The sequence below is a fragment of the Pseudomonas fluorescens genome (assembly GCF_019212185.1).
Taxonomy (GTDB): Bacteria; Pseudomonadota; Gammaproteobacteria; order Pseudomonadales; family Pseudomonadaceae; genus Aquipseudomonas.
This window is the reverse complement of record NZ_CP078138.1, coordinates 4,591,111-4,615,794: the sequence shown is the minus strand read 5'-3', so window position 1 is coordinate 4,615,794 and position 24,684 is coordinate 4,591,111. Positions and strand designations below refer to the sequence as shown.

The 24,684-nt window shown below is 61.7% G+C and carries 15 protein-coding genes; 9 read left to right on the top strand and 6 right to left on the bottom strand.

Annotated elements, in window-relative coordinates; genetic code table 11:
• Positions 1-63 precede the first annotated feature (63 nt).
• Together rlmKL and KW062_RS20425 are read left to right on the top strand one after the other, a co-directional pair.
• The gene (gene rlmKL, locus KW062_RS20430) at positions 64-2,334 is read left to right on the top strand and encodes a bifunctional 23S rRNA (guanine(2069)-N(7))-methyltransferase RlmK/23S rRNA (guanine(2445)-N(2))-methyltransferase RlmL (RefSeq protein WP_027618030.1); all 2,271 of its coding nucleotides are present in this window, start codon (positions 64-66) and stop codon (positions 2,332-2,334) included.
• A gap of 136 nt (positions 2,335-2,470) precedes the next feature.
• Positions 2,471-4,870 (top strand): sensor domain-containing diguanylate cyclase, encoded by a 2,400-nt coding sequence (locus KW062_RS20425; RefSeq protein WP_105754508.1) that lies wholly within the window; start codon positions 2,471-2,473, stop codon positions 4,868-4,870.
• A gap of 47 nt (positions 4,871-4,917) precedes the next feature.
• On the opposite strand, the gene dacB is transcribed toward KW062_RS20425, so the two are convergent.
• The gene (gene dacB / locus KW062_RS20420) at positions 4,918-6,378 is read right to left on the bottom strand and encodes a D-alanyl-D-alanine carboxypeptidase/D-alanyl-D-alanine endopeptidase (RefSeq protein WP_027618028.1); all 1,461 of its coding nucleotides are present in this window, start codon (positions 6,376-6,378) and stop codon (positions 4,918-4,920) included.
• Between the two features lie 234 nt (positions 6,379-6,612).
• Between dacB and KW062_RS20415 the strand changes: the two genes are divergently transcribed.
• Positions 6,613-6,957, top strand: coding sequence for a YggL family protein (locus tag KW062_RS20415; RefSeq protein ID WP_027618027.1), 345 nt, complete (start codon positions 6,613-6,615; stop codon positions 6,955-6,957).
• Between the two features lie 43 nt (positions 6,958-7,000).
• On the opposite strand, the gene KW062_RS20410 is transcribed toward KW062_RS20415, so the two are convergent.
• The gene (locus tag KW062_RS20410) at positions 7,001-8,191 is read right to left on the bottom strand and encodes a benzoate/H(+) symporter BenE family transporter (RefSeq protein ID WP_027618026.1); all 1,191 of its coding nucleotides are present in this window, start codon (positions 8,189-8,191) and stop codon (positions 7,001-7,003) included.
• Between the two features lie 234 nt (positions 8,192-8,425).
• On the opposite strand from KW062_RS20410, the gene KW062_RS20405 reads away from it, so the two are divergent.
• Positions 8,426-9,190: a GntR family transcriptional regulator gene (locus tag KW062_RS20405; RefSeq protein WP_027618025.1), complete on the top strand. Its 765-nt coding sequence runs from the start codon at positions 8,426-8,428 to the stop codon at positions 9,188-9,190.
• Between the two features lie 84 nt (positions 9,191-9,274).
• Here the strand turns inward: KW062_RS20405 and guaD are convergent, their stop codons facing one another.
• The 4 genes from guaD to xdhA all read right to left on the bottom strand — a co-directional run bounded on the left by guaD (position 9,275) and on the right by xdhA (position 15,428).
• Positions 9,275-10,579 carry a guanine deaminase gene (gene guaD, locus KW062_RS20400; protein WP_027618024.1) on the bottom strand — a complete coding sequence of 435 codons (1,305 nt, stop codon included), beginning with the start codon at positions 10,577-10,579 and terminating at the stop codon, positions 9,275-9,277.
• 7 nt (positions 10,580-10,586) lie between these two features.
• Positions 10,587-11,444 carry a xanthine dehydrogenase accessory protein XdhC gene (gene xdhC, locus KW062_RS20395; RefSeq protein ID WP_105754509.1) on the bottom strand — a complete coding sequence of 286 codons (858 nt, stop codon included), beginning with the start codon at positions 11,442-11,444 and terminating at the stop codon, positions 10,587-10,589.
• A gap of 137 nt (positions 11,445-11,581) precedes the next feature.
• On the bottom strand, positions 11,582-13,981 hold the full coding sequence (gene xdhB, locus KW062_RS20390; protein WP_105754510.1) for a xanthine dehydrogenase molybdopterin binding subunit: 2,400 nt from the start codon (positions 13,979-13,981) through the stop codon (positions 11,582-11,584).
• A complete protein-coding gene (xdhA, locus tag KW062_RS20385) occupies positions 13,974-15,428 on the bottom strand; it encodes a xanthine dehydrogenase small subunit (protein WP_027618021.1) in 1,455 nt (484 codons plus the stop codon). Before xdhA ends, xdhB begins: the two co-directional genes overlap by 8 nt.
• A 266-nt stretch (positions 15,429-15,694) precedes the next feature.
• Here xdhA and KW062_RS20380 point away from each other — a divergent pair, with 266 nt between their 5' ends.
• The 5 genes from KW062_RS20380 to KW062_RS20360 all read left to right on the top strand — a co-directional run bounded on the left by KW062_RS20380 (position 15,695) and on the right by KW062_RS20360 (position 24,672).
• Positions 15,695-16,354: a GntR family transcriptional regulator gene (locus KW062_RS20380; protein ID WP_027618020.1), complete on the top strand. Its 660-nt coding sequence runs from the start codon at positions 15,695-15,697 to the stop codon at positions 16,352-16,354.
• A gap of 2 nt (positions 16,355-16,356) precedes the next feature.
• Entirely contained in the window at positions 16,357-19,845 is a 3,489-nt protein-coding gene (smc, locus tag KW062_RS20375; RefSeq protein WP_105754511.1) for a chromosome segregation protein SMC, read from the top strand.
• Positions 19,846-20,082: 237 nt separating this feature from the next.
• Entirely contained in the window at positions 20,083-20,937 is an 855-nt protein-coding gene (gene zipA, locus KW062_RS20370; RefSeq protein WP_027618018.1) for a cell division protein ZipA, read from the top strand.
• Positions 20,938-21,080: 143 nt separating this feature from the next.
• Entirely contained in the window at positions 21,081-23,438 is a 2,358-nt protein-coding gene (gene ligA, locus KW062_RS20365) for an NAD-dependent DNA ligase LigA (RefSeq protein ID WP_105754512.1), read from the top strand.
• Between the two features lie 70 nt (positions 23,439-23,508).
• Positions 23,509-24,672 (top strand): zinc-binding metallopeptidase family protein, encoded by a 1,164-nt coding sequence (locus KW062_RS20360; protein ID WP_105754513.1) that lies wholly within the window; start codon positions 23,509-23,511, stop codon positions 24,670-24,672.
• Positions 24,673-24,684 lie beyond the last annotated feature (12 nt).

Genomic DNA, 24,684 nt, shown 5'->3' with positions numbered 1-24,684 from the left:
TGATTGAAAACCGAGCGGTCAATGCGTTGCCCGTTCACTTATTGCCTAAGGCACTGGAACCCCATGTCGGATCGTTACGAACTCTTCCTCACTTGCCCCAAAGGTCTTGAAGGCCTGCTTATCGAGGAAGCCGTCGGGCTTGGCCTTGAGGAAGCGCGCGAGCACACCTCGGCCGTGCGTGGCATGGCCACCATGGAAACCGCCTATCGCCTGTGCCTGTGGTCGCGCCTGGCGAACCGGGTACTGTTTGTCCTCAAGCGCTTCCCGATGAAGGACGCCGAAGACCTGTACCACGGCGTGCTCGACGTCGACTGGCAAGATCACATGCTGGCGGACGGCACCCTGGCGGTGGAGTTCAGCGGTCATGGTTCGGGCATCGACAACACCCACTTTGGCGCCCTGAAGGTCAAGGACGCCATTGTCGACAAATTGCGCACGCCAACCGGCGAACGCCCTTCGATCGACAAGCTCAACCCGGACCTGCGCATTCACCTGCGCCTGGACCGTGGCGAAGCGATCCTGTCCCTCGACCTCTCCGGTCACAGCCTGCACCAGCGCGGTTATCGTCTGCAGCAAGGTGCCGCGCCGCTGAAGGAAAACCTTGCGGCAGCCATCCTGATCCGTTCTGGCTGGCCACGTATTGCCGCCGAAGGTGGCGCACTGGCTGACCCGATGTGTGGTGTGGGGACCTTCCTCGTCGAAGCTGCGATGATCGCCGCCGATATGGCACCGAACCTGCGTCGCGAGCAGTGGGGCTTCACCGCCTGGCTCGGCCACGTGCCGGCGCTGTGGAAAAAACTCCATGAAGAGGCGACCGAACGTGCCGCGGCTGGCCTGGCCAAGCCGCCGCTGTGGATTCGCGGTTACGAAGCCGACCCGCGCCTGATTCAACCGGGCCGCAACAACGTCGAGCGTGCGGGCCTAAGCGAGTGGATCAAGATCTATCAGGGCGAAGTCGCCACCTTCGAGCCGCGCCCGGACCAAAACCAGAAAGGCCTGGTGATCTGCAACCCGCCGTACGGCGAGCGCCTGGGCGACGAGGCGAGCCTGCTCTACCTCTACCAGAATCTCGGCGAGCGCCTGCGCCAGGCCTGCCTGAACTGGGAGGCGGCAGTGTTCACCGGCGCCCCGGACCTGGGCAAGCGCATGGGCATTCGCAGCCACAAACAGTATTCGTTCTGGAACGGCGCGCTGCCGTGCAAGCTGCTGCTGATCAAGGTTCTGCCGGACCAGTTCGTCACTGGCGAGCGCCGCACCCCCGAGCAACGCCAGGCCGAGCGCGAACAGGCGGCCTATGAGCAGTTGCCGGTCGAGCCAGAGGAACGCAAGTACAACAAGAATGGCAACCCGATCAAGCCCGTGCCCGCGCCGGCGCCAGTGATTGAGCAGCCACGCCTGAGCGAAGGCGGGCAAATGTTTGCCAACCGCCTGCAGAAGAACCTCAAGGCCATGGCCAAGTGGGTCAAGCGTGAAGGCATCGACTGCTACCGCGTCTACGATGCCGACATGCCCGAGTACTCGATGGCCATCGACCTGTATCACGATTGGGTGCATGTGCAGGAATACGCTGCGCCAAAATCCATCGACCCGGAAAAGGCCTCGGCGCGGATGTTCGATGCCCTGGCGGCCATTCCCCAGGCATTGAACGTCGACAAGAGCCGCGTGGTGGTCAAACGTCGCGAGCGCCAGAGCGGCACCAAGCAGTACGAGCGTCAGGCAGCCCAGGGCAAGTTCGTCGAGGTCAACGAAGGTGGCGTCAAGTTGCTGGTCAACCTGACCGACTACCTCGACACCGGCCTGTTCCTCGATCACCGGCCAATGCGCATGCGTATCCAGAAAGAGGCCGCCGGCAAGCGCTTCCTCAATCTGTTCTGCTACACCGCGACCGCCAGCGTGCACGCTGCCAAGGGCGGCGCACGCAGTACCACCAGCGTCGACCTGTCGAAGACCTACCTCGATTGGGCGCGCCGCAATCTCTCGCTCAATGGCTTCTCCGACAAGAACCGCCTGGAGCAGGGCGATGTCATGGCCTGGCTGGAGGCCAATCGTGACGAGTTCGAACTGATCTTCATCGATCCGCCGACCTTCTCCAACTCCAAGCGTATGGAAGGCATTTTCGACGTGCAGCGGGACCATGTGCAGTTGCTCGACCTGGCCATGGCGCGCCTGGCGCCGGGCGGCGTGTTGTATTTCTCCAACAACTTCCGCAAGTTCCAGCTCGAAGAGAACCTCTCGGCACGCTACGCCGTCGAGGAAATCACCGCACACACCATCGACCCGGACTTTGCCCGTAACGGCAAGATCCACCGCGCCTGGAAAATCATGGCGCGTTAACGTCTGAATGGAGCCATGGAGCCTTGATCTGTCAGGGTTCCATGGTTTTTTGTGCTGGCTAATCTAGTGGCTAATAGCTATAACTTCAGACATGGTCAAGGTGACGCCAAAGCTCACTGGCGTTTGAGTTTTGCTTATGCCGTTGCATGTCGCACGCCCCAAAATTCTCGGCCTCATCAATGAAGATGCGTCGGCCTGGCTCATAGCCCTGCTGGCCCTTATGGTCGGCGGTCTGCTGACGGGCCTGCTGGCGTGGGCCACCCTCAGCGCGCAACACCAGCAGGTGGTGCAGCGTTTCCAATTACTGGCCAGTGAGCGCAAAAGCCGAATCGCCGAGCGTTTCCAGGATCAGGAGCAGCGTCTCGCCAGCCTGCGCCGTTTTTTCGTCAATACCCAAAGGGTTTCCCGCGAGGAATTCGACGGTTACACCCAGCCTTTATTGCAGCGGTCCCAGGCCTATGGCTGGGCGCCGTTGATCAGTCATGACCAGCGTGCAGCGTTTGAACAGGAAGTACGCGAGGAAGGCATCAAGGACTTTTCCATTATTGATCTGGATGCGATGGGGCGTGCGCAGGTGGCGGACCAGCGCGCAGAATATGCGCCGTTGCTGTACAAGCAGACGTTGGCGGTACCGGCTGCGCCCCTGGGCACCGATCTACTCGCTCAGCCTGCCCGTCGAGCGGTCCTGCAAAGGGCGCGTGAGCAGGGGGCGATGGTGGTCTCGCAGCCGATGCAGATCAATGGTGTCGAGCCGCCCTTCAGCCGGGGCGTGCTGCTGGTTGAGCCGGTGATGCGTAAGGGACTGCCCGATAGAGAGGTCGGCATACCGGCCGGGTACGTGATGGCGTTGATCAACATGCGCCAACTGGTGGCCGATGGTTTTCCCTCTTCGGAGCAGGACGACCTGGTGGTGGATATCATTGGCCGCGCGGCGAACGGCCAGCGCGAAGCGTTCTACGAATCCACCAACGCAGCGGCCCGCAATCCCCTGCATTACGCCTCAATGCTGCGTTTCGGTGATCAGGTCTACGATCTGGACATCCAGGCCAGCGCCGCATTCGAGCGGGCCAATCAGCCACCTTTCGTCAGCCTCGTAGTGATGGGTGGGCTCTTGAGCCTGTTGCTCAGTGCCTTGCTGTACAGCCTGGTCAGCCAACGCCAGCGTGCGCTGGCCCTGGTGGAGCGGCGTACCCGCGAGTTGCACCTGCGCGAGCAGGAATTGCGTAGGGCTCACGCACAGCTGCGCGGCTTGCTCGATGCGGCGACCCAGGTCGCCATCATCGCCACCGACCTGCGGGGCGTGATCACCACATTCAACGCCGGTGCCGAACAGATGCTGGGCTATCACAGCAGCGAGGTGCTGGGGCGCGTCACGCTAGAAAGCCTGCACCTGCCGAAAGAGCTGGAGGTGCGGGCTGCCGAGCTTGGCCAGCGTTACGGCAAGTCGGTCCCGGCGTGCCAGGCGATGCTGGTGGCGGACGCCAAGGAACCCGGGCATGTGCCGCGCGAATGGACGCTGGTGCGTGCCGATGGCAGTCACCTGGCGGTGAACATGCTTGCCACCGCGGTGCTCGATGACCAAGGGTTGTGGGTCGGTCACCTGGCGATCTGCATCGACATCACCGAGCGCAAACGGGTGCACGAAACACTCGCGGCCCGCGACTTATTGTTGAAAAAGCTCAGTGCCCATGTGCCGGGCGGTATCTACCAATTCATGATGGCAGCGGACGGTCACTTCAGCGTGATCTATGCCAGTGAGGGTATCCGCGATATTTATGAGCTGGAGCCGGAGGTGTTGCTCAAGCACGCCGAGACGATTTTCGAGCGCATCCATCCGCTGGATGTCAGTCGAGTGCGCGGTTCCATTTATCAGTCTTCGCAAAAACTCACGCCTTGGCGTGAAGAATACCGGGTGCTGCTGCCGAGCCGGGGTTTGCGCTGGGTGCGTGGCGAGGCCACCCCGGAGGAGCTGCCGGGCGGTGGCGTACTGTGGCACGGCTATATCTCGGACATCTCCGATATGAAGCGGGTCGAGGATGAGCTGCGCGCCTTGTCGGTGACCGACGCGCTGACCGGCGTTCACAATCGGCGCTATTTCCAGGAGCGCCTGACCCTGGAGATGGCTCGGGTGTCGCGAGGCAGCGGCGACCTGGCGGTGATCATGCTGGATATCGATCACTTTAAGGCCATCAATGATTGCCATGGCCATGCTGCTGGTGATCGGGTGCTGCAAGTGGTCTGTGAGCGCATCGGCCATCGCTTGCGTCGCACCGATGTGTTCTGTCGCCTGGGCGGCGAGGAGTTCATGGTGTTGTGCCCGGACACGGACGGACACCAGGCATACAGTCTGGCGCTGGAACTCTGGTTGAGTTTGCGCACGCTGCCTTTCGATGGGGTGGGCACGGTCACCGCGAGCTTCGGGATTGCCAGTTGGCGTGCCCCGGAGGGCGCCGACGACATGCTGCTGCGTGCCGATTCAGGGGTGTACGCGGCGAAGCAGGCGGGGCGCGATCGGGTCGAAGAAGAACTGCCGTAGGGGACGAGCAGAAGATCGCCGGTGACGATCTTCTGCTGAGGCGGTGCTCAAAGGTTGGAGGCGGTGGCGGCCAGTTTCGGCTGGCGGTACAGGTCCAGCAGCACTTGATCGAGCACCGACGAAGCGCCAAACGGTGCTTTGTCGTTGAGGATCGCGACCACGGCCCAAGTGTTGCCGTTGTTGTCGCGGCTGAACCCGGCGATCGCGCGAACGGTATTCAGGGTGCCGGTCTTGACATGGGCCTCGCCGCGCATCGCGGTGGTCTTCAGGCGCTTGCGCATGGTGCCGTCCATGCCGGCAATCGGCATCGAGCTGACGAACTCGGCCGAGTACGGGCTGTGCCAGGCCGCTTGCAGCATGTTGGCCATTTCCCGGGCGCTGACGCGCTCGGCGCGGGACAGGCCGGAGCCGTTTTCCATTACCAGGTGGGGCGCAGTGATGCCTTTCTTCGCCAGCCACTGGCGCACCACGCGCTGAGCCGCCATGGCGTCGTCGCTGTCGGCGCTGGTGCGGTACTTCGCGCCCAGGCTCAGGAACAACTGCTGAGCCATGGTGTTGTTACTGTACTTGTTGATGTCGCGGATGATTTCCGCCAGGTCAGGGGAGAAGGCCCGGGCCAGGAGCTTGGCGTCTTTCGGTACGGCGCCCTGCAGATCACGGCCCTGGATGCTGCCGCCCAGTTCCTGCCAGATCGCCCTTACGGCGCCGGCGGTGTAGGTGGCGTGGTCGAGCAGCGACAGGTAGGTCTGCGAGCTGCAGCCATCGCCCAATTGGCCGGCCACGGTCACGGTCACGCTGCCGTCGGCCTGGGTCACCGGGTTGTAGCGCACGCCACCGGTGCATTGTTTGGAGTTGATGGCCTTGACCGTGTTCTCGATGCGGATACTGGCGATCGGCGGCTCGACCGAGACCAGCACGCGTCCGGAATCGTTGCGGGCGACGAAGCGCAGGGCCTTGAGGTTGACCATCGCGGCATCGGGTTTGACCAGGAATGGCTTGTTGTCGTCGTTGCCATCGTCATTGAACTGCGGCAACTGTGGCTGGTTGAAGAAGCTGCGGTCGAGCACCAGGTCGCCGGTCACTTGTTGCACGCCATTGGCCCGCAGGTCGCGCATCAGCAGCCAGAGTTTTTCCATGTTCAGCTTGGGATCGCCGCCGCCCTTGAGGTACAGGTTGCCGCGCAGGATGCCGCCGCTGAGGGTGCCGTCGGTGTAGAACTCGGTTTTCCACTGATGATTGGGGCCGAGCATTTCCAGGGCGGCGTAAGTGGTCACCAGTTTCATCGTCGACGCCGGGTTCACCGACACGTCGGCATTGAACACAGTCGGGGTGCCCGGGCCGTTCAGGGGAATCATCACCAGCGACAAGGCGCTGTCTGGCAACTTGCTGGCCTTGAGGGCCTTTTCGACATTAGGGGTCAGGGCGGTGTTGACGGGAGCGGCAGAAACGGGGAAAGCCAGAGGAACAAGCAGGCTGGCCAGCAACAATGGACGCAAAGATTTGATCATTGGAAATAAGACCCTGCAGTCGAGGGGAAAAGAGATGAGGGCATGAAAATGAATTCCCTCGGTGGTCACGAAATTGTCGGCATTATGCCCAAGGTATAGCGCTTTGTGCCGCATACCGGTGAGCTATTGCGGGATTTTTTTTACCGGCGGTAGACCTGCGTTGCCAGAGAGTCGGGCAATCGGTGGCCGAAAATGCTAAAGTGCCGCCCGATATTACTTATGAGGATTGTTCCAATGGCGACTAACCGTTCCCAGCGTCTGCGCAAAAAACTGTGCGTTGATGAATTTCAAGAGCTGGGTTTCGAACTGAACCTGGATTTCAAGGAAGATTTGGCTGATGAAGCCATTGACGCTTTCCTTGATGCATTCCTCAAAGAAGCCATGGAAGCCAACGGTCTGGGTTATGTTGGCGGCGACGACTACGGTCTGGTTTGCTTGCAGAAGCGTGGCTCGGTCACCGAAGCGCAGCGCGCTGCAGTCGAAGCCTGGCTCAAAGGCCGCACCGAGCTGACCGGCGTTGAAGTCAGCCCGCTGCTGGACGTCTGGTACCCGGAAAAGCCGATCAATCCGGTAGCTTGATGTTAAAAAAAGCGGCGACCTCAGGGTCGCCGTTTTTTTTCGCCTAGGCTTTGCGCCAGTTCAACACCATCAGCGTCACCACCCCCGCGACAATCCCCCAGAAGGCCGAGCCGATGGAGAACAGCGTCAGCCCCGACGCCGTGACCATGAAGGTGATCAACGCCGCTTCCCGTTCCTTGACCTCGCTCATGGCGATGCTCAGGCCATTGATGATCGAGCCGAACAGCGCCAACGCGGCGATCGACAGCACCAGTTCCTTGGGCAGGGCGGCGAACAGGGCGGCCAGCGTGGCGCCGAAGACCCCGGCGATGCCGTAGAAAATCCCGCACCAGACGGCAGCCGTGTAGCGCTTGTTGCGGTCTTCGTGGGCATGTGGCCCGGTGCAGATGGCCGCGCTGATGGCCGCCAGATTGATCCCGTGGGAACCGAACGGCGCCAGCAGCAGCGAGGCGATGCCGGTCGCGGTGATCAGCGGCGAGGCGGGTACGTTGTAGCCGTCGGCGCGCAGCACGGCGATGCCAGGCATGTTCTGCGAGGTCATGGCCACCACGAACAGCGGGATACCGATGCTGATGGTTGCTGCCAGGGAGAAGTGTGGAGTGGTCCACACCGGGGTTGCCACTTCCAGGTGGAAACCGCTGAAATCCAGCAGCCCCATTAACCCGGACAGCGCGGTGCCGATCAGCAGTGCAGCGAGCACGGCGTAGCGCGGCGACAGGCGCTTGACCACCAGGTAGGTGAAGAACATTCCCAGCACCAGTGCGGTGCGGTGCTGGGCGGCGACGAAGATTTCGCTGCCGATCTTGAACAGAATCCCGGCCAGCAGGGCGGCGGCCAGTGAGGCGGGGATTTTTTTCACCAGGCGTTCAAAGCTGCCGGTCATGCCGCACAGGGTCACCAGCACCGCGCAGGTAATGTAGGCACCAATCGCCTCGCCATAGCTGACACCCGACAGACTGGTAATCAGCAGGGCGGCGCCGGGTGTCGACCAGGCAATGGTGATCGGGGTGCGGTAGCGCAGGGATAAACCGATGGAGCACACCGCCATGCCGATCGAGATCGCCCAGATCCACGAGGAAATTTGTCCGCTGGTCAGGCCGGCGGCTTGCCCGGCCTGGAACATCAGCACCAGCGAACTGGTGTAGCCGGTCATCATCGCGATAAAGCCGGCGACGATAGCGGACGGCGAGGTGTCGGCCAACGGGCGGAGTTGAGTGTGGCTGGCGTCGTTCATGACGGCTGTGGTTCCTTATACAGATGAAGATGTCCGCAGACTCTGGGGACAAGCCTAAACTCAAACGTAACTGATCGTTGCAATACAGCCGGGGGCGTAGTTGGCCGTACAGTCGTCTTGCCACCAGCAGTTGTGTACAATGTGCCGTGTTTTTTACGCGATACTTGCCAGCGACCTGCTGTGCCGTATTACAGTCACGGTAATTCGCCGCAATTTTCCCGACCCCGAGCGCCCATGAACGAACAGTTGCAGCCCCTCAAGAAACAACCGCGAGCTGGCAAGGCCGGCCGCAGCGGAACCCAGGACGATATTGTCTACGCGCACATTTTCGAGGCCATTCTCGAACAGCGCCTGGCGCCCGGTACAAAATTGAGTGAAGAGGCGCTGGGCGAGATTTTCGGGGTCAGCCGCACCATTATCCGTCGCGCCCTGTCGCGTTTGGCCCATGAAAGCGTGGTCCTGCTGCGGCCCAATCGCGGTGCGGTGGTTGCCAGCCCGAGCGTGGATGAAGCACGTCAGGTGTTCATGGCGCGTCGTTTGGTGGAGCGGGCGATCACCGAGTTGGCGGTCGAGCATGCCACCGCCGAGGAACTCAGCCAGTTGCGGCAGATGGTCAACGACGAACGCGACAGCTTTTCCCGCGGCGATCGTGGCGCCGGTATTCGCCTGTCCGGCGAATTCCACCTGAAACTGGCCGAAGCGGCAAAAAATGCCCCGCTGATCAGCTTCCAGCGCAGCCTGGTGTCGCAGACTTCGCTGATCATCGCCCAGTACGAAAGCGGCAACCGCTCGCACTGTTCCTACGATGAGCACACCCAGTTGATCGACGCCATCGAGGCCCGCGACGCCACCCTGGCGGTGAACCTGATGATGCATCACATGGATCACATCGACAGCAAGCTCAACCTCGACGAGGAAAGTGCCTCGGATGATCTGCATGCGGTGTTCTCGCATCTGTTGCAGACCAAGAAGCCAGGGCGTTCGCCGGCCAAACTCTGATCCGAAATTGTGTCGCGCCCATCGCGGACAAGAAAAATCCCCCAGGCTGCAAAGCGCTGGGGGATTTTTTATGCCTGTGGAAACCTAGCGCTGATGCACCAGATTACCCGCCGCATAGGTCTGCAGCACCGTGCGGTCATCGCCCAAAGTCATCAGCACGAACAACGTCTCGGCAATGTTGTTGGCCTGTTTCAAGCGGTAGCTGAGCAGCGGTGTCGAGTTGTAGTCGAGTACCAGGAAGTCGGCGTCGGTGCCCGGTTGCAGGGTGCCGATCTTGTCCTCGAGACGCAGGGCGCGGGCGCCGCCGAGGGTGGCCAGGTACAGCGATTTGAACGGGCTCAGGCGCGCGCCTTGCAATTGCATGACCTTGTAGGCTTCGTTCAGCGTATGCAGCAGTGAGAAGCTGGTGCCGGCGCCAACGTCGGTGCCCAGGCCGACGTTGAGGTTGTGCTTCTCGGCCATCGGCAGGTTGAACAGGCCGCTACCGAGGAAGAAGTTCGAGGTCGGGCAGAAGGCCACGGCTGAGCCGGTCTGCGCCAGGCGCGCGCATTCGTCGTCGCACAGGTGCACACCGTGGGCAAACACCGAGCGCTCACCCAGCAGTTGGTAGTGATCGTAGACGTCGAGGTAGCCCTTGCGCTCCGGGAACAGTTCCTTGACCCACTGGATTTCCTGCAGGTTCTCGCTGATATGGGTCTGCATGTACAGGTCGGGGTATTCGCCCAGCAACTGGCCGGCGAGGGTCAGTTGTTCCGGCGTGCTGGTCGGCGCGAAGCGCGGGGTCACGGCGTAATGCAGGCGGCCCTTGCCGTGCCAGCGCTCGATCAGCGCCTTGCTCTCGAGGTAGCTGGATTCGGCGGTGTCGGTCAGGTAGTCCGGCGCGTTGCGGTCCATCATCACCTTGCCGGCGATCATCCGCAGGTCGAGCTTTTGCGCCTCCTCGAAGAACGAATCCACCGACTGCGGGTGCACGCTGCCGAACACCAGCGCGGTGGTGGTGCCGTTGCGCAGCAGTTCCTTGATAAAGATCCCGGCGACTTCCTCGGCGTGGGCCTTGTCGGCGAACTGGCTTTCGCAGGGGAAGGTGTAGGTGTTGAGCCAGTCCAGCAATTGCTCGCCATAGGCGCCGACCATGCCGGTTTGCGGCAGGTGGATGTGGGTGTCGATGAAGCCCGGGGTGATCAATGCATCTTTGTGGTGAACCACTTCAACGTCCGCCGCCAGGCTGGGGAGCAGTTCGCTGGCGTGGCCGATGGCACTGATCCGGCCATTTTCCGTGACCAGCAGGCCGTCCTCGAAATACTCGTAGGAGGCGTCGATACCGACTACGGCAGGGTCGGCGATGCTGTGCAGGATGGCGGCGCGGTAGGCTTTGCGAGTCTGAGGCATGGGATTCTCAATTCGAGGCTTTCAGGTTTGCAGTTTGGCTGCGGCGTGAAGCGGGCAGCAGTTTGGCAATCGGTTCGGCGCTGGAGCTTTGCTGGCCGAAGTTGGCGTTGTAGGTGGCGATGATTTCGCCGGCGATGGAGATGGCGATTTCCACTGGCAGCTTGCCCTTGACCTCGCCAATCCCCATCGGGCAGCGCATGCGTTGCACGACGCTGGTTTCAAAGCCGCGATCACGCAGGCGGTGTTCGAACTTCACGCGCTTGGTCTTCGAGCCGATCAGGCCGAAGTAGGCGAAGTCATTGCGCTTGAGGATCGCGGCGGTGAGTTCGAGGTCGAGCTGATGATTGTGGGTCATGACGATGCAATAGCTGCCGGCGGGTAGGTCGTCGATTTCATCCACCGGCTCTTCGCTGACGATCTTGCGCACGCCATGGGGGACCTGTTCGGGGAATTCATCTTCCCGCGAGTCGATCCAGCGCACCCGGCACGGCAGGCTGGCCAGCAGCGGCACCAGTGCGCGGCCGACGTGGCCGGCGCCGAAAACGGCGATCTGCGCCTGTACCTGGCCCATGGGCTCGAACAGCAATACCGTGGCGCCGCCGCAGCACTGGCCGAGGCTGGCGCCGAGGCTGAAGCGTTCCAGGTGAGTTTCCTGTTTGCCGCTGGCGAGCATTTCCCGGGCGATGTGCATGGCCTTGTATTCCAGGTGCCCGCCACCGATGGTGTCGTAGGCCTGATTGGCGCTGATGACCATCTTCGAGCCGGCATTGCGTGGCGTCGAGCCAAGTTCTTCGATGATCGTCACCAACACACAGGGCTCACCCTGGTTCTGCAGGTCGGCGAGGGCGTCGATCCAGTTGTACATGTTTCACCTCAACATCTCTGTTGTCTTTCCCGGCCTCTTCGCGAGCAGGCTCGCTCCCACATTGGATGTGTATTGATTCATAAATCACCACATAACCCTGTGGGAGCGAGCCTACTCGCGAAGGCAGCGCCTCGATCCTAGAGCGGAGCCAACTCGGTTTCAGCCTCGACAGCCTTCGCCACCTTCAACTGACGCATCTGCTCACAGCCCCACAACACCCGCTCCGGGGTCGCCGGGGCGTCGATTTTCGGTTGGTGTTTGTAGTCACCCAGGCTGGCCACGGCGTCTTTGATCGCGCACCAGGCGGCGATGCCGAGCATGAACGGCGGCTCGCCCACGGCCTTGGAGTGGAACACCGTGTCTTCCGGGTTCTTGCGGTTTTCCACCAGCTTCACGCGCAAATCCAGGGGCATATCGGCCACTGCCGGGATCTTGTAGCTGGCCGGGCCGTTGGTCATCAGCTTGCCCTTGTTGTTCCACACCAGCTCTTCCATGGTCAGCCAGCCCATTCCCTGGATGAAACCGCCTTCCACCTGGCCGATGTCGATGGCCGGGTTCAGCGAGGCGCCGACGTCATGCAGGATGTCGGTCCGCAGCATCTTGTACTCGCCGGTCAGGGTGTCGATCAGCACTTCGCAGCAAGCGGCGCCAAAGGCGAAGTAGTAGAACGGACGCCCCCGCGCCTGGCTGCGGTCGTAGTAGATTTTCGGGGTCTTGTAGAAGCCGGTGCTCGACAGCGACACCTGGTTGAAATACGCCTGCTGAATCAGCGCTTCGAACGTCAGGATGTGATCGCGAACGCGCACGTGACCATTGTGGAACTCGACGTCTTCTTCGCTGACCTTGTACTGGCGCGCAGCAAATTCCACCAGGCGTTGCTTGATGGTTTCGGCGGCGTTCTGCGCGGCCTTGCCGTTGAGGTCAGCACCGCTGGATGCGGCGGTCGGTGAGGTGTTCGGCACCTTATCGGTGTTGGTCGCGGTGATCTGCACGCGGTCCATTTCCACCTGGAACACCTCGGCCACCACCTGCGCGACCTTGGTGTTCAAGCCCTGGCCCATCTCGGTGCCACCGTGGTTGAGGTGGATGCTGCCGTCGGTGTAGATGTGGATCAGAGCGCCGGCCTGATTGAGGAAGCTGGCGGTGAAGGAGATACCGAATTTCACCGGGGTCAGCGCCAGGCCTTTTTTCAGGATTGGGCTGTTGGCGTTGTAGCGACGGATCGCTTCGCGGCGCTCGGCGTACTGGCTGCTTTCTTCCAGTTCGGCGGTCATTTCCTCGAGCATGTTGTGCTCGACGGTCTGGTAGTAGTGAGTGACGTTACGCTCGGTCTTGCCGTAGTAGTTGGCCTTGCGCACCGCCAGTGGGTCGAGTCCCAGGTGGCGGGCAATCGCGTCCATCACTTCCTCGATCGCCACCATCCCCTGCGGGCCACCGAAACCCCGGTAGGCGGTGTTGGAGGCGGTGTTGGTTTTGCAGCGGTGACCGTTGATAGTCGCATCGCCCAGGTAGTAGGAGTTGTCCGAGTGGAACATCGCCCGGTCGACGATCGACGCCGACAGGTCAGGCGAGCAGCCACAGTTGCCGGCCAGGTCGAGGGCGATGCCGTGCAGGCGCCCGGTGCTGTCAAAGCCGACGTCGTACTCGACGTAGAACGGGTGACGCTTGCCGGTCATCAGCATGTCTTCGACTCGTGGCAGGCGCATCTTGGTCGGCTGGCCGGTGAGGTGCGCGATCACCGCACACAGGCACGCCGGGCTGGCGGCCTGGGTTTCCTTGCCGCCGAAACCACCGCCCATGCGGCGCATGTCGACGACGATCTTGTTCATCGAAACGTCGAGTACTTCGGCCACCAGTTTCTGCACTTCGGTGGGGTTCTGGGTCGAGCAGTAGACGATCATGCCGCCATCTTCGGTCGGCATTACTGAAGAGATCTGGGTTTCCAGATAGAAGTGTTCCTGGCCGCCGATGTGCAGCGTGCCCTGGATCCGATGTTCAGCGGATGCAAGTGCGCCAGCCGAATCGCCACGCTGGTGGGTGTGGCTGTCGAGCACGAAATGACGCTTGCGCAGCGCGTCGACCACATCCAGCACCGGCTCCAGGTCTTCGTATTCGATGACTGCGGCCATGGCCGCCTTGCGTGCGGTTTCCAGGTCTTTGGCGGCGACGGCGATCACTGGCTGGCCGACGAACTGCACGGTGTCGATGGCCAGCAGCGGATCGCCGGGCAGCAGCGGGCCGATGTCTTTCAGGCCTGGCACGTCTTCGTGGGTGATGGCGATGCGCACACCCTCAAAGGCATAGCAGGGCGCGGTGTCGATGCTGATGATCCGGGCATGGGCGCGGTCCGACAGGCGTGCATAGACATGCAGCTGATTGGGGAATTCCAGGCGGTCGTCGATGTACTGGGCTTCGCCGGACACGTGTTTGGCGGCGCTGTCGTGCTTGACGCTGCGGCCGACACCGGTGGTCAGGTCCTTGGCGAACAATTCAGCCAATTCGGCTTGGGTCTTCTCGATGGCGTGATGATTAGACATAAGCGGTCACCCGAGTCTCGATGTGCGGTGTTTGCAGTTCGATGAAGTATTTGCGCAGCAGGTTCTGTGCGCTGAGCAGGCGGTATTCCTTGCTCGCGCGGAAGTCCGAGAGCGGCGTGAAATCATCGGCCAGGGCGGTACAGGCGCGTTCCACAGTGGCGTGGTTGAACGGCGAGCCGAGCAACACCGCTTCGCAGGCAGCCGCCCGTTTCGGGATCGCCGCCATGCCGCCGAATGCCACGCGGGCTTCGGCAATCACGCCGTTTTCCAGGCGGATGTTGAACGCTGCGCACACGGCGGAAATGTCATCGTCCAGACGCTTGGAGACCTTGTAGGCACGGAACAGTTTTTCCGCGCTGGCCCGTGGCACGATGATCTTCTCGATAAATTCGCTTTCCTGGCGCGCCGTGACCCGGTAATCGATGAAGTAGTCTTCCAGTGCCAGCGTACGGCGGGTTTCGCCCTTGCACAGGACGATTTGCGCGCCGAGGGCGATCAGCAGCGGTGGCGAATCACCAATAGGCGAAGCATTGCCAATGTTGCCGCCGAGGGTGCCCTGGTTGCGGATCTGTAGCGAGGCGAAGCGTTGTAGCAGTTCACCGAAGTCCGGGTACTCGGCCTTGAGTGCTTCATAACAGTCGGAGAGGGCAGTGGCCGCACCGATTTCCAGGCGGTCGTCGAAGCGTTCGATGCGCTTCATTTCGGCGACGTTGCCGACATAGATCATCACTGGCAGCGTGCGATGGAATTGCGTGACTTCCAGCGCCAGGTCGGTACCGCCGGCCAGCAGACGGGCTTGCGGGTAAGCGTCGTAAAGGTCGGCGAGATCGGCGACGGTCAGCGGCACCAGGCAGCGCTTGTCGCCGCTGTTCAGCTCACCGGTGGTACTCGGGGCGATGGCCTTCAGCCGGGCGATGGTCTCGGCCTCGCGGGCATCGAACTGATCGGGCTGTTTGCCACAGCAGGCCTGCTGCGCAGCTTCGAGAATCGGCCGGTAGCCGGTGCAGCGGCAGAGATTGCCGGCCAGGGCTTCGTGGGCTTTGTGGCTATCCGGCTGATCGCTGTTTTTCTGCAGGGCGAACAGCGACATGACGAAGCCCGGGGTGCAGAAACCACACTGCGAGCCGTGGCACTCGACCATCGCCTGCTGCACGCTGTGCAATTGACCTTGGTGCTTGAGGTCTTCGACGCTGATCAGCTGTTTGCCGTGAAGCGACGAGACAAAGGTCAGGCATGAGTTGAGGCTGCGATAGCGAATGTGTTCGCGACCCTGGTCGTCGGCCTGCAACTCGCCGACCACCACCGTGCACGCACCGCAGTCACCGCTGGCACAGCCTTCTTTGGTGCCGGGCTTGCCCAAATGGTCGCGCAGATAATTCAGCACGGTCAGGTTCGGGTCCAGGGCGTGCTCGCTACGGAGTTCCTGGTTAAGTAAAAACTGGATCACGGAAGGCCTCGCAGACGTATTTATTGTTGTTAACCGTTGTGCCTGAATCTATCAGGTCTGACTTTACGGTCAATGATTTTCTGACTTAAAGGTCAGGAAATTGCAATTTGTCGATAAACTGCCGTTGCTTTCATTATTGACCCTTTGGACATGACTCGCTTTTTGCTTGAATCGTGCCAATTTACCCGGCCCGGGTCCTGCGTTATCTGTGTCCAAGTGCGCTACACTGCGCCGCTTGTACAGTTCGAAGAGTTTGAAGGAAAACCATGACGTTCAAGGCGCCGGATAGCCTCGCCGAGCAAATTGCTCAACACCTCGCCGAGCGCATCATTCGCGGCGAAATGAAGCCAGGAGAGCGCATCCAGGAACAGAAGGTCACGCTGGCGCTCAACGTCAGCCGCGGTTCGGTCCGTGAAGCCTTGCTGATCCTTGAACGGCGCCACCTGATCGCAATCCTGCCGCGACGCGGCGCGCATGTCACCGAGCTTACGGCGCACAAGGTGCAGAGCCTGTGCACGCTGATGAGCGAGCTGTACATCCTGCTCGGCAATGCGGTGGCCAATGGCTGGAAGGTCCAGGCCGACATGGCGCCGTTCCTGCAGATCCAGGAGCGCCTGAACGCCAGCTACGAGCGCCAGGATATCCGCACCTTCGTCGACGACAGCTTCAACGTGATGCGCGCGGCGTACCCGTTCGCCGATAATCCGTACCTGCAGGAAACCGTCGAGAACCTGCAGCCGGCCATGAGCCGTGCCTACTTCCTGGCTTTGGACCAGCGCAAGGCGGAAATGAGCGAGTACCTCGAACTGTTCGACCGCCTGCTCGCGGCGGTGCTGGCCCGTGACCTGCCACAGATCCGCCTTGTGCTCTCGGCCTACGCCCAGCGCAGTTGCGACTTGGTGCTGTCTGCCTTGCCGGCTGCCTGAGCATGCGGCTCAAATGCATCAAGCTGGCGGGGTTCAAGTCCTTCGTCGACCCGACCACGGTGAACTTCCCCAGTAACATGGCGGCAGTGGTCGGTCCCAACGGTTGCGGCAAGTCGAACATCATCGACGCCGTGCGCTGGGTGATGGGCGAGAGTTCGGCGAAGAACCTCCGTGGCGAGTCGATGACTGACGTCATCTTCAACGGCTCCACCAGCCGCAAGCCGGTGAGCCAGGCCAGTATCGAACTGGTGTTCGATAACTCCGACGGCACCTTGCTCGGTGAATACGCAGCCTATGCGGAGATTTCGATTCGCCGCAAAGTCACCCGTGACAGCCAGACCACCTATTACCTCAACGGTACCAAGTGCCGGCGCCGTGACATCACCGACATTTTCCTCGGCACGGGCCTGGGGCCGCGCAGTTACTCGATCATCGAACAGGGGATGATCTCCAAGTTGATCGAGTCCAAGCCCGAAGACCTGCGCAACTTCATCGAGGAAGCGGCAGGGATCTCCAAGTACAAGGAGCGCCGGCGCGAGACGGAAAACCGGATCCGTCGCACCCACGAAAACCTTGAGCGACTGACCGACCTGCGCGAAGAACTGACGCGCCAGCTCGAACGCCTGCACCGCCAGGCCCAGGCTGCCGAGAAGTATCAGGAATACAAGGCCGAAGAGCGTCAGCTCAAGGCCCAACTCTCGGCGTTGCGTTGGCAGGCCCTGAACGAGCAGGTCGGCCAGCGCGAAGCGATCATTGGCAATCAGGAAATCAGTTTCGAAGCCCTGGTGGCCGAGCAGCGCAATGCCGACGCGAGCATCGAAAGGTTGCGAGACGGCCACCACGACCTCTCCGAGCGCTTCAATCTGGTGCAGGGACGCTTCTATTCGGTCGGCGGCGACATCGCCCGGGTCGAGCAAAGCATCCAGCACGGTCAGCAGCGCTTGCGTCAATTGCAGGACGATCTCAAGGAAGCCGAGCGCGCGCGCCTGGAAACCGAGTCGCACCTGGGTCACGACCGCACGCTGCTGCTAACCCTCGGCGAAGAGCTGGACGTGCTCACCCCTGAGCAGGAAGTCACCAGCGCCGCCGCCGAGGAAGCTGCCGCCGCGCTGGAAGAATCCGAAACCACCATGCATGGCTGGCAGGAACAGTGGGACAGTTTCAACCTGGCCTCTACGGAGCCTCGGCGCCAGGCGGAAGTGCAGCAGTCGCGCATCCAGCAACTGGAAACCAGCGTCGAACGCCTGGCCGAGCGTCAGCGCCGGTTGGCTGAAGAGCGTGACCAGTTGGCGGCGAATCCGGAAGACGCGGCGATGCTCGAACTCAGCGAGCAGCTCGCCGCCAGCGAAGCGACCCTGGAAGACCTGCAAGCCAGCGAAGAGTCCCAGGTCGAGCGCCTTGAACAATTGCGCCAGGAACTGCAAACCGCCTTGCACAACCAGCAACAGGCCCAGGGTGATCTGCAGCGCCTGAATGGTCGCCTGGCTTCGCTCGAAGCCTTGCAGCAAGCCGCGCTGGATCCGGGCACCGGTACCGCCGAGTGGTTGCGCGAGCAACAGTTGGCCGAACGTCCGCGACTGGCCGAAGGCCTCAAGGTCGAGGCCGGCTGGGAACTGGCGGTGGAAACCGTGCTCGGGGCCGATTTGCAGGCGGTGCTGGTAGACGATGTCGGCGGTTATGACCTGTCCGGGTTTGCCCAGGGCGATCTGCGTCTGCTCAGTCCGGCCAGCGACGGCGTGCGCGTTGCCGGCAGTCTGTTGGACAAGGTCGAGGCGTCCATCGACCTGTCGCCCTGGCTGGGCCAGGTCAAGCCAGTCGACAGCCTCGAGCAGGCGTTGGCGCTGCGCACCCGCCTGACGGCCGGCGAGAGTCTGATCAGCCGCGACGGCTACTGGATCGGCCGGCACTTTCTGCGGGTGCGGCGCGCCAGTGAAGCCGAAAGCGGTGTATTGGCCCGAGGTCAGGAAATTCAGCGACTGGGGCTTGAGCGCGAAGAACGCGAAGCCACGGTCGAGACTCTTGAAAGCACCTTGCAGAACCTGCGCGCCCAGCAGCGTCAGCAGGAAAACGGCCGCGAACACTTGCGCCGCCTGCTTCAGGACGAAGCGCGCCAGCAAGGCGAATTGAAAGCCCAGCTCTCCGCCGGCAAAGCCAAGGCCGAGCAGTTGACCCTGCGCCGCCGTCGTCTCGATGAAGAGTTGGCGGAGTTGGCCGAGCAGCGCGAGCTGGAGCACGAACAGATCGGCGAGGCGCGCCTGCAATTGCAGGAAGCCCTCGACAGCATGGCCCTGGACACCGAGCAGCGCGAACTGCTCATGGCCCAGCGCGACAGCTTGCGTGAACGCCTCGATCGGGTGCGCCAGGAAGCCCGTCAGCACAAGGATCACGCCCATCAACTGGCGGTGCGCCTGGGCTCGCTCAAGGCCCAGCACGATTCCACGCGCCAGGCCCTGGAGCGCCTGGAATTGCAGTCCGAGCGCCTGACGGAGAAGCGCGAACAACTGAGCCTCAATCTGGAGGAGGGCGAGGCGCCGCTGGAAGAGATGCGCCTGCGCCTGGAAGAGCTGCTGGAAAAACGCATGAGCGTCGACGAAGAGTTGCGCACTGCGCAGATCGCCCTCGAAGACGCCGATCGCGAGCTGCGCGAAGCGGAGAAGCGCCGGACCCAGGCCGAGCAGCAATCGCAATTGATCCGTGGTCAGCTGGAACAGCAGCGCATGGAATGGCAGGCGCTGAGCGTGCGGCGCAAGACGCTGCAGGATCAACTGCTCGAGGACGGCTACGACCTGCACGGCGTGCTGGCGACCCTGGTGGCCGAGGCCAACGAGAAAGACGCCGAGGAAGAACTCGAGCGGATTGCCGCGCGTATCCAGCGCCTGGGCGCGATCAACCTGGCGGCCATCGACGAGTATCAGCAGCAGTCCGAGCGCAAGCGCTATCTGGATGCCCAGGACGCGGATCTGGTGGAAGCGTTGGAAACCCTGGAAAACGTCATTCGCAAGATCGACAAGGAAACCCGCAACCGCTTCAAGGATACCTTTGATCAGATCAATGGCGGTTTACAGGCTCTTTTCCCAAAAGTTTTCGGTGGTGGCAGCGCTTATTTGGAACTGACGGGCGAAGATCTACTCGATACAGGGGTGACAATCATGGCGCGTCCACCCGGGAAGAAGAACAGCACCATCCATTTGCTCTCCGGCGGCGAAAAAGCCCTGACGGCTTTGGCCCTGGTCTTTGCCATCTTCAAACTCAATCCGGCGCCGTTCTGCATGCTCGATGAAGTTGATGCCCCGCTGGATGACGCCAACGTCGGACGCTACGCCAAACTGGTCAAGGAAATGTCGCAAACCGTGCAATTCATCTATATCACCCACAACAAGATTGCCATGGAAATGGCTGACCAATTGATGGGCGTAACCATGCATGAACCGGGCTGTTCGCGCCTGGTGGCGGTGGATGTCGAGGAGGCGATGGCGATGGTGGACGCCTGACGGCACACAGCAGGTTGCAAGGGGCGAGAGGCAAGTAGGACAAGTTGCGGCCTGGCCCTTGAAACTTGTCGCCGCGCAGCGCTGTAAAGTTACCTTTGGTCGTGCTAGTTTAAGATCAATTTTTCGTGTACGTGGGCAAAAGCCTGTCAGAACATAGAGTTGGCTCCACGTTTTAAAGCGGTTTACAGGTTGTAAACCCCTTATTTTTCAGCATTTTTCATAGAGGCACGGGATTACATGGAAATCGGTCTGCGCGAGTGGCTGATCGTCATCGGCATTATTGTCATTGCCGGTATTCTTTTTGATGGCTGGCGGCGCATGCGCGGCGGCAAGGGCAAGCTCAAGTTTCGCCTGGACCGCAACCTGTCCAACCTGCCCGACGAAGACAGCGGCGCCGAAGTGCTGGGCCCGCCGCGCGTGCTGGATACCCACAAAGAACCGCAACTGGACGAGCATGATCTGCCGTCGGTGAGCATGCCGGCCCGCGAGCCTCGTGAATCGGGTTCCAAGCGTGGCAAGCGCGGTCACAGCGAGCCGGCGCAGGGTGACTTGAACCTCAACCTGGATCTGGATGGCGGCCCGAGCTTCAGCAGCCGTGACGATGATTTCCCGGACGAAGGCAAAGTTTCCAGCAGCGCCTCCGATAAGGAGCAGCCGCAAGCGGAAGAAGTGCTGGTGATCAGCGTGATCTGCCGTGATGCCGCTGGCTTCAAAGGCCCGGCGCTGCTGCAGAATATTCTCGAAAGCGGCCTGCGCTTCGGCGAGATGGATATCTTCCATCGCCACGAAAGCATGGCCGGCAACGGCGAAGTGTTGTTCTCCATGGCCAACGCGGTCAAGCCGGGTGTTTTCGACCTGGACGACATCGATCACTTCAGCACCCCGGCGGTGAGCTTCTTCCTCGGCTTGCCGGGCCCGCGTCATCCGAAGCAGGCCTTCGACGTGATGGTGGCAGCGGCGCGCAAGCTGTCCCAGGAACTGAACGGCGAGCTCAAGGATGATCAGCGCAGCGTACTGACCGCGCAAACCATCGAGCATTACCGTCAGCGCATCGTCGAGTTCGAACGTCGCGCCCTGACCCAGAAGCGCTGATATTGCCCCGTTGTGAATGATCCTTGTAGGAGCCGGCTTGCCGGCGATGGCGTCCTTGAAGTCGCCAACGCCTACAATGAATCTGCACCGCATCTACAAATTGAGCAGCCTCGGCTGCTCTTTTGCATTATGAGAGAACACCGATGAACGCCGCCGAAAAACGCATCCTGGCCCTGCGCGCTGAGCTCGATCAGCACAACTACCGCTACCACGTGCTGGATGAGCCGAGCATTCCGGATGCCGAGTACGATCGCCTGTTTCATGAGCTCAAGGCGCTGGAAGCGGCCAATCCGGAGCTGGTCACGGCCGATTCGCCAACCCAGCGCGTCGGCAGCGCGGCGCTGACCGCGTTCACCCAGGTGCGTCACGAAGTGCCGATGCTCAGCCTGGGCAACGCCTTCGAAGAAGTCGACATGCGTGAGTTCGATCGACGCGTCACCGAAGGCCTGGATTTGCCGGTCGGTGACCTGTTCGGCGCCGGCGCTGAAGTGGAATATAGCTGCGAGCCGAAGCTCGACGGCCTGGCGGTCAGCCTGTTGTATCAGGACGGTGCGCTGGTGCGTGGCGCCACGCGCGGCGATGGCACCACCGGCGAAGACATCAGCGTCAATGTGCGCACGGTGCGCAACATCCCGCTCAAGCTGCAGGGCAGCGGCTGGCCGGCAACCCTCGAAGTGCGCGGCGAAGTCTATATGTCCAAGGCCGGCTTCGAGCGCCTCAACGCCACGCAGTTGGAAGTCGGTGGCAAGACCTTTGCCAACCCGCGCAATGCGGCGGCGGGCAGCCTGCGCCAGCTGGATTCAAAAATCACCGCCAGCCGTCCGCTGGAGTTCTGCTGCTATGGCATTGGTCAGGTCTCGCAAGACATTGCCGACACCCACATCGGCAACTTGCAGCAACTCAAGGCCTGGGGCATGCCGGTCAGTCGCGAGCTGAAACTGGCCAAGGGCATTGATGAGTGCCTGGATTACTACCGCGATATCGGCGAGCGGCGTAATGCGCTGCCCTACGAGATCGACGGCGTAGTGTTCAAGGTCAACAGCATTGCCGCACAGCGTGAGTTGGGTTTCCGCGCGCGTGAGCCTCGCTGGGCGATTGCCCACAAATTCCCGGCCATGGAAGAACTGACCGAGTTGCTCGATGTGGAATTCCAGGTCGGTCGTACCGGGGCGGTCACGCCGGTAGCACGGCTCAAGCCGGTGAAAGTGGCGGGCGTCACCGTCTCCAATGCGACGTTGCACAACATGGATGAAGTGGCGCGCCTGGGCTTGATGATCGGCGACACCGTGATTATCCGCCGCGCCGGCGACGTGATCCCGCAAGTGGTGCAGGTGGTCGTCGAGCGGCGTCCGGAGCACGCACGCGCGGTGCAGATTCCCGAAAGCTGCCCGGTCTGTGGCTCCCACGTCGAACGCACGCAACTGGTCAAGCGCAGCAAGGGCAAGGAAACCGTGACTGAGGGCGCGGTCTACCGTTGCGTTGGGCGCCTGGCCTGTGGCGCGCAGTTGAAGCAGGCGATCATTCATTTCGTATCGCGCCGGGCCATGGACATCGAAGGCCTGGGGGAGAAGAGCGTCGAGCAACTGGTCGACGAGGGGTTGGTCAGTTCGCCGGCCGATCTGTACGCACTGACCTTCGAGCAGATCGTCGATCTCGAAGGCTTCGCCGAACTGTCGAGCAAGAATCTGCTGGCGGCGATTGCCGACAGTAAACAACCGACACTGGCGCGCTTTATTTATGCGCTGGGCATTCCCGATGTCGGCGAGGAGACCGCCAAGGTGTTGGCGCGCTCCCTCGGCTCGCTGGCGCGGGTGCAGCAGGCATTGCCGCAGGTGCTGACCTATCTGCCGGACGTTGGCCTGGAAGTGGCCTACGAGATCCACAGCTTTTTCAGCGACGAGCATAACCAGCAGGTGATCAAGCAACTGTTGGAGCACGGCCTGCAGATTCAGGATCAGGGCGAACTGGGTGCCGAGTTTGCCGCCAGTACCACTCTAGGTGGCCTGCTCGACAAGCTGCACATTCCCTCGGTTGGCCCTGGCGGCGCGCAAAAACTGGCGGACAAATTCGGCAGCTTGCAGGCCGTGATCGACGCCGACTGGCTGGATATGCGCCAGGCGCTGCCGGAAAAACAGGCCAATGCGGTGCGTGAGTTCTTTGCAGTCCCTGAGCACCGCCAGCAAGCCTTGCAGGCCGAACAGCAACTGCGCGACTTCGGCATGCACTGGCAGAGCGAGAAAAAGGTCGTCGAAGGCTTGCCGCTGGCCGGGCAGACCTGGGTCCTCACCGGGTCGCTGGAGCTGATGAGTCGCGACGTGGCCAAGGACAAACTGGAAAGCCTCGGTGCCAAGGTGGCGGGTTCGGTGTCGGCGAAGACTTATTGCGTGGTGGCGGGGCCGGGCGCTGGCTCGAAACTGGTCAAAGCCAATGAGCTGGGACTCAAGGTGCTGGACGAAGAGGCATTTGTCGCGTTTCTCGCGGGGCACGGTATCAGCGTCTGATTGCGGCGAAAAAAAGGAACGTTCGGCGCTGCCGGGGGATCTAGACTTGGGTGCCCCGGGAGAGATCGTCATGCAGCGCTTCTTCGAACAACTCAGCTCGCGTATTGCCGCACCCTTCATCGGCGCAAGCCCGCGCGACAGCAAGGTCTGGCAGTGTCGTTGCGGGCAGGCGGTGTTTTTTCGCAACAGCCAGTGCCTGGCCTGTTCGGCGGTGCTGGGCTATGCGCCTGGACATGCCTGCGTTTCGTCGTTACAGGCGGGTGTTGAGCCGGGCACCTGGCTGCTCGATGCGCGAGCGGACGCCGGGCTATTTCGCCGTTGCGCCAACCTCGACACCCCGGCGGCCTGCAATTGGCTGGTGCCGCTCGCGGATCCCGGCGCGCATTGCCTGGCCTGCAGCCTGAACCAGACCATCCCCGATCTGTCGATCCGGCAAAACCATGAGCTGTGGCGCAAGGTCGAGACCGCCAAGCGGCGACTGGTGGCGCAGTTACTTGGCCTGGGTTTACCGGTGATGGGCAAGTATGCCGACGCCGAACGCGGCTTGGCCTTTGATTTTGTCGGTGTCGACCTTGAGGGCCAGTTGCCTACCACCGGCCACGCCGCCGGCCTGATCACCCTGGATATCCGCGAGGCCGACGATGCGCACCGCGAGCAGGTCCGACTGCAGATGCACGAGCCCTATCGCACCTTGCTCGGGCATTTTCGTCATGAAATCGGCCACTACTATTGGGATCGGCTGATCGCTGGCGGTCCGTGGCTCGATGACTTTCGCCGTTTATTCGGCGACGAGCGCGACAACTACGCTCAAGCGATGCAACGCCATTATCGTCAGGGTGCGCCCCTGGGGTGGCCGGAACGGCATGTCAGCGCCTATGCCAGCATGCATCCCTGGGAGGACTGGGCGGAAACCTGGGCGCATTACCTGCACATGATGGATGCCCTCGACACAGCCCTGGGTTTCGGCATGAGCGCGCGGGAAATGGACCTCGACTATCAACCCTTCCCTTCGAACGTGCTCTACGATCCGCAGGACCCCAGTGCACCGGCGTTCCTCGCCTTCGTCAATGCCTGGATCGAACTGGCTGGCATGCTCAACGAACTGTCGCGCAGCATGGGGCAGCCAGACTTCTACCCCTTCGTCCTATCGCCCGCCGTCATCGGCAAATTGCATTTCATCCACCTGGTGATTCAGGAGCAGGGCGGCAGGGCTGACGAGGTGCTCGTGCAATGAAACCGGGGCTAT

What these genes read in the sequence shown, in the direction of transcription:
- rlmKL (WP_027618030.1), top strand. Translation starts at nt 64, where the DNA reads ATGTCGGATCGTTACGAACTCTTCCTCACTTGCCCCAAAGGTCTTGAA.
- KW062_RS20425 (WP_105754508.1), top strand. Translation starts at nt 2,471, where the DNA reads ATGCCGTTGCATGTCGCACGCCCCAAAATTCTCGGCCTCATCAATGAA.
- KW062_RS20405 (WP_027618025.1), top strand. Translation starts at nt 8,426, where the DNA reads ATGAACGAACAGTTGCAGCCCCTCAAGAAACAACCGCGAGCTGGCAAG.
- guaD (WP_027618024.1), bottom strand. Translation starts at nt 10,579, where the DNA reads ATGCCTCAGACTCGCAAAGCCTACCGCGCCGCCATCCTGCACAGCATC.
- KW062_RS20410 (WP_027618026.1), bottom strand. Translation starts at nt 8,191, where the DNA reads ATGAACGACGCCAGCCACACTCAACTCCGCCCGTTGGCCGACACCTCG.
- xdhB (WP_105754510.1), bottom strand. Translation starts at nt 13,981, where the DNA reads ATGTCTAATCATCACGCCATCGAGAAGACCCAAGCCGAATTGGCTGAA.
- ligA (WP_105754512.1), top strand. Translation starts at nt 21,081, where the DNA reads ATGAACGCCGCCGAAAAACGCATCCTGGCCCTGCGCGCTGAGCTCGAT.
- xdhC (WP_105754509.1), bottom strand. Translation starts at nt 11,444, where the DNA reads ATGTACAACTGGATCGACGCCCTCGCCGACCTGCAGAACCAGGGTGAG.
- KW062_RS20360 (WP_105754513.1), top strand. Translation starts at nt 23,509, where the DNA reads ATGCAGCGCTTCTTCGAACAACTCAGCTCGCGTATTGCCGCACCCTTC.
- dacB (WP_027618028.1), bottom strand. Translation starts at nt 6,378, where the DNA reads ATGATCAAATCTTTGCGTCCATTGTTGCTGGCCAGCCTGCTTGTTCCT.
- zipA (WP_027618018.1), top strand. Translation starts at nt 20,083, where the DNA reads ATGGAAATCGGTCTGCGCGAGTGGCTGATCGTCATCGGCATTATTGTC.
- KW062_RS20380 (WP_027618020.1), top strand. Translation starts at nt 15,695, where the DNA reads ATGACGTTCAAGGCGCCGGATAGCCTCGCCGAGCAAATTGCTCAACAC.
- KW062_RS20415 (WP_027618027.1), top strand. Translation starts at nt 6,613, where the DNA reads ATGGCGACTAACCGTTCCCAGCGTCTGCGCAAAAAACTGTGCGTTGAT.
- smc (WP_105754511.1), top strand. Translation starts at nt 16,357, where the DNA reads ATGCGGCTCAAATGCATCAAGCTGGCGGGGTTCAAGTCCTTCGTCGAC.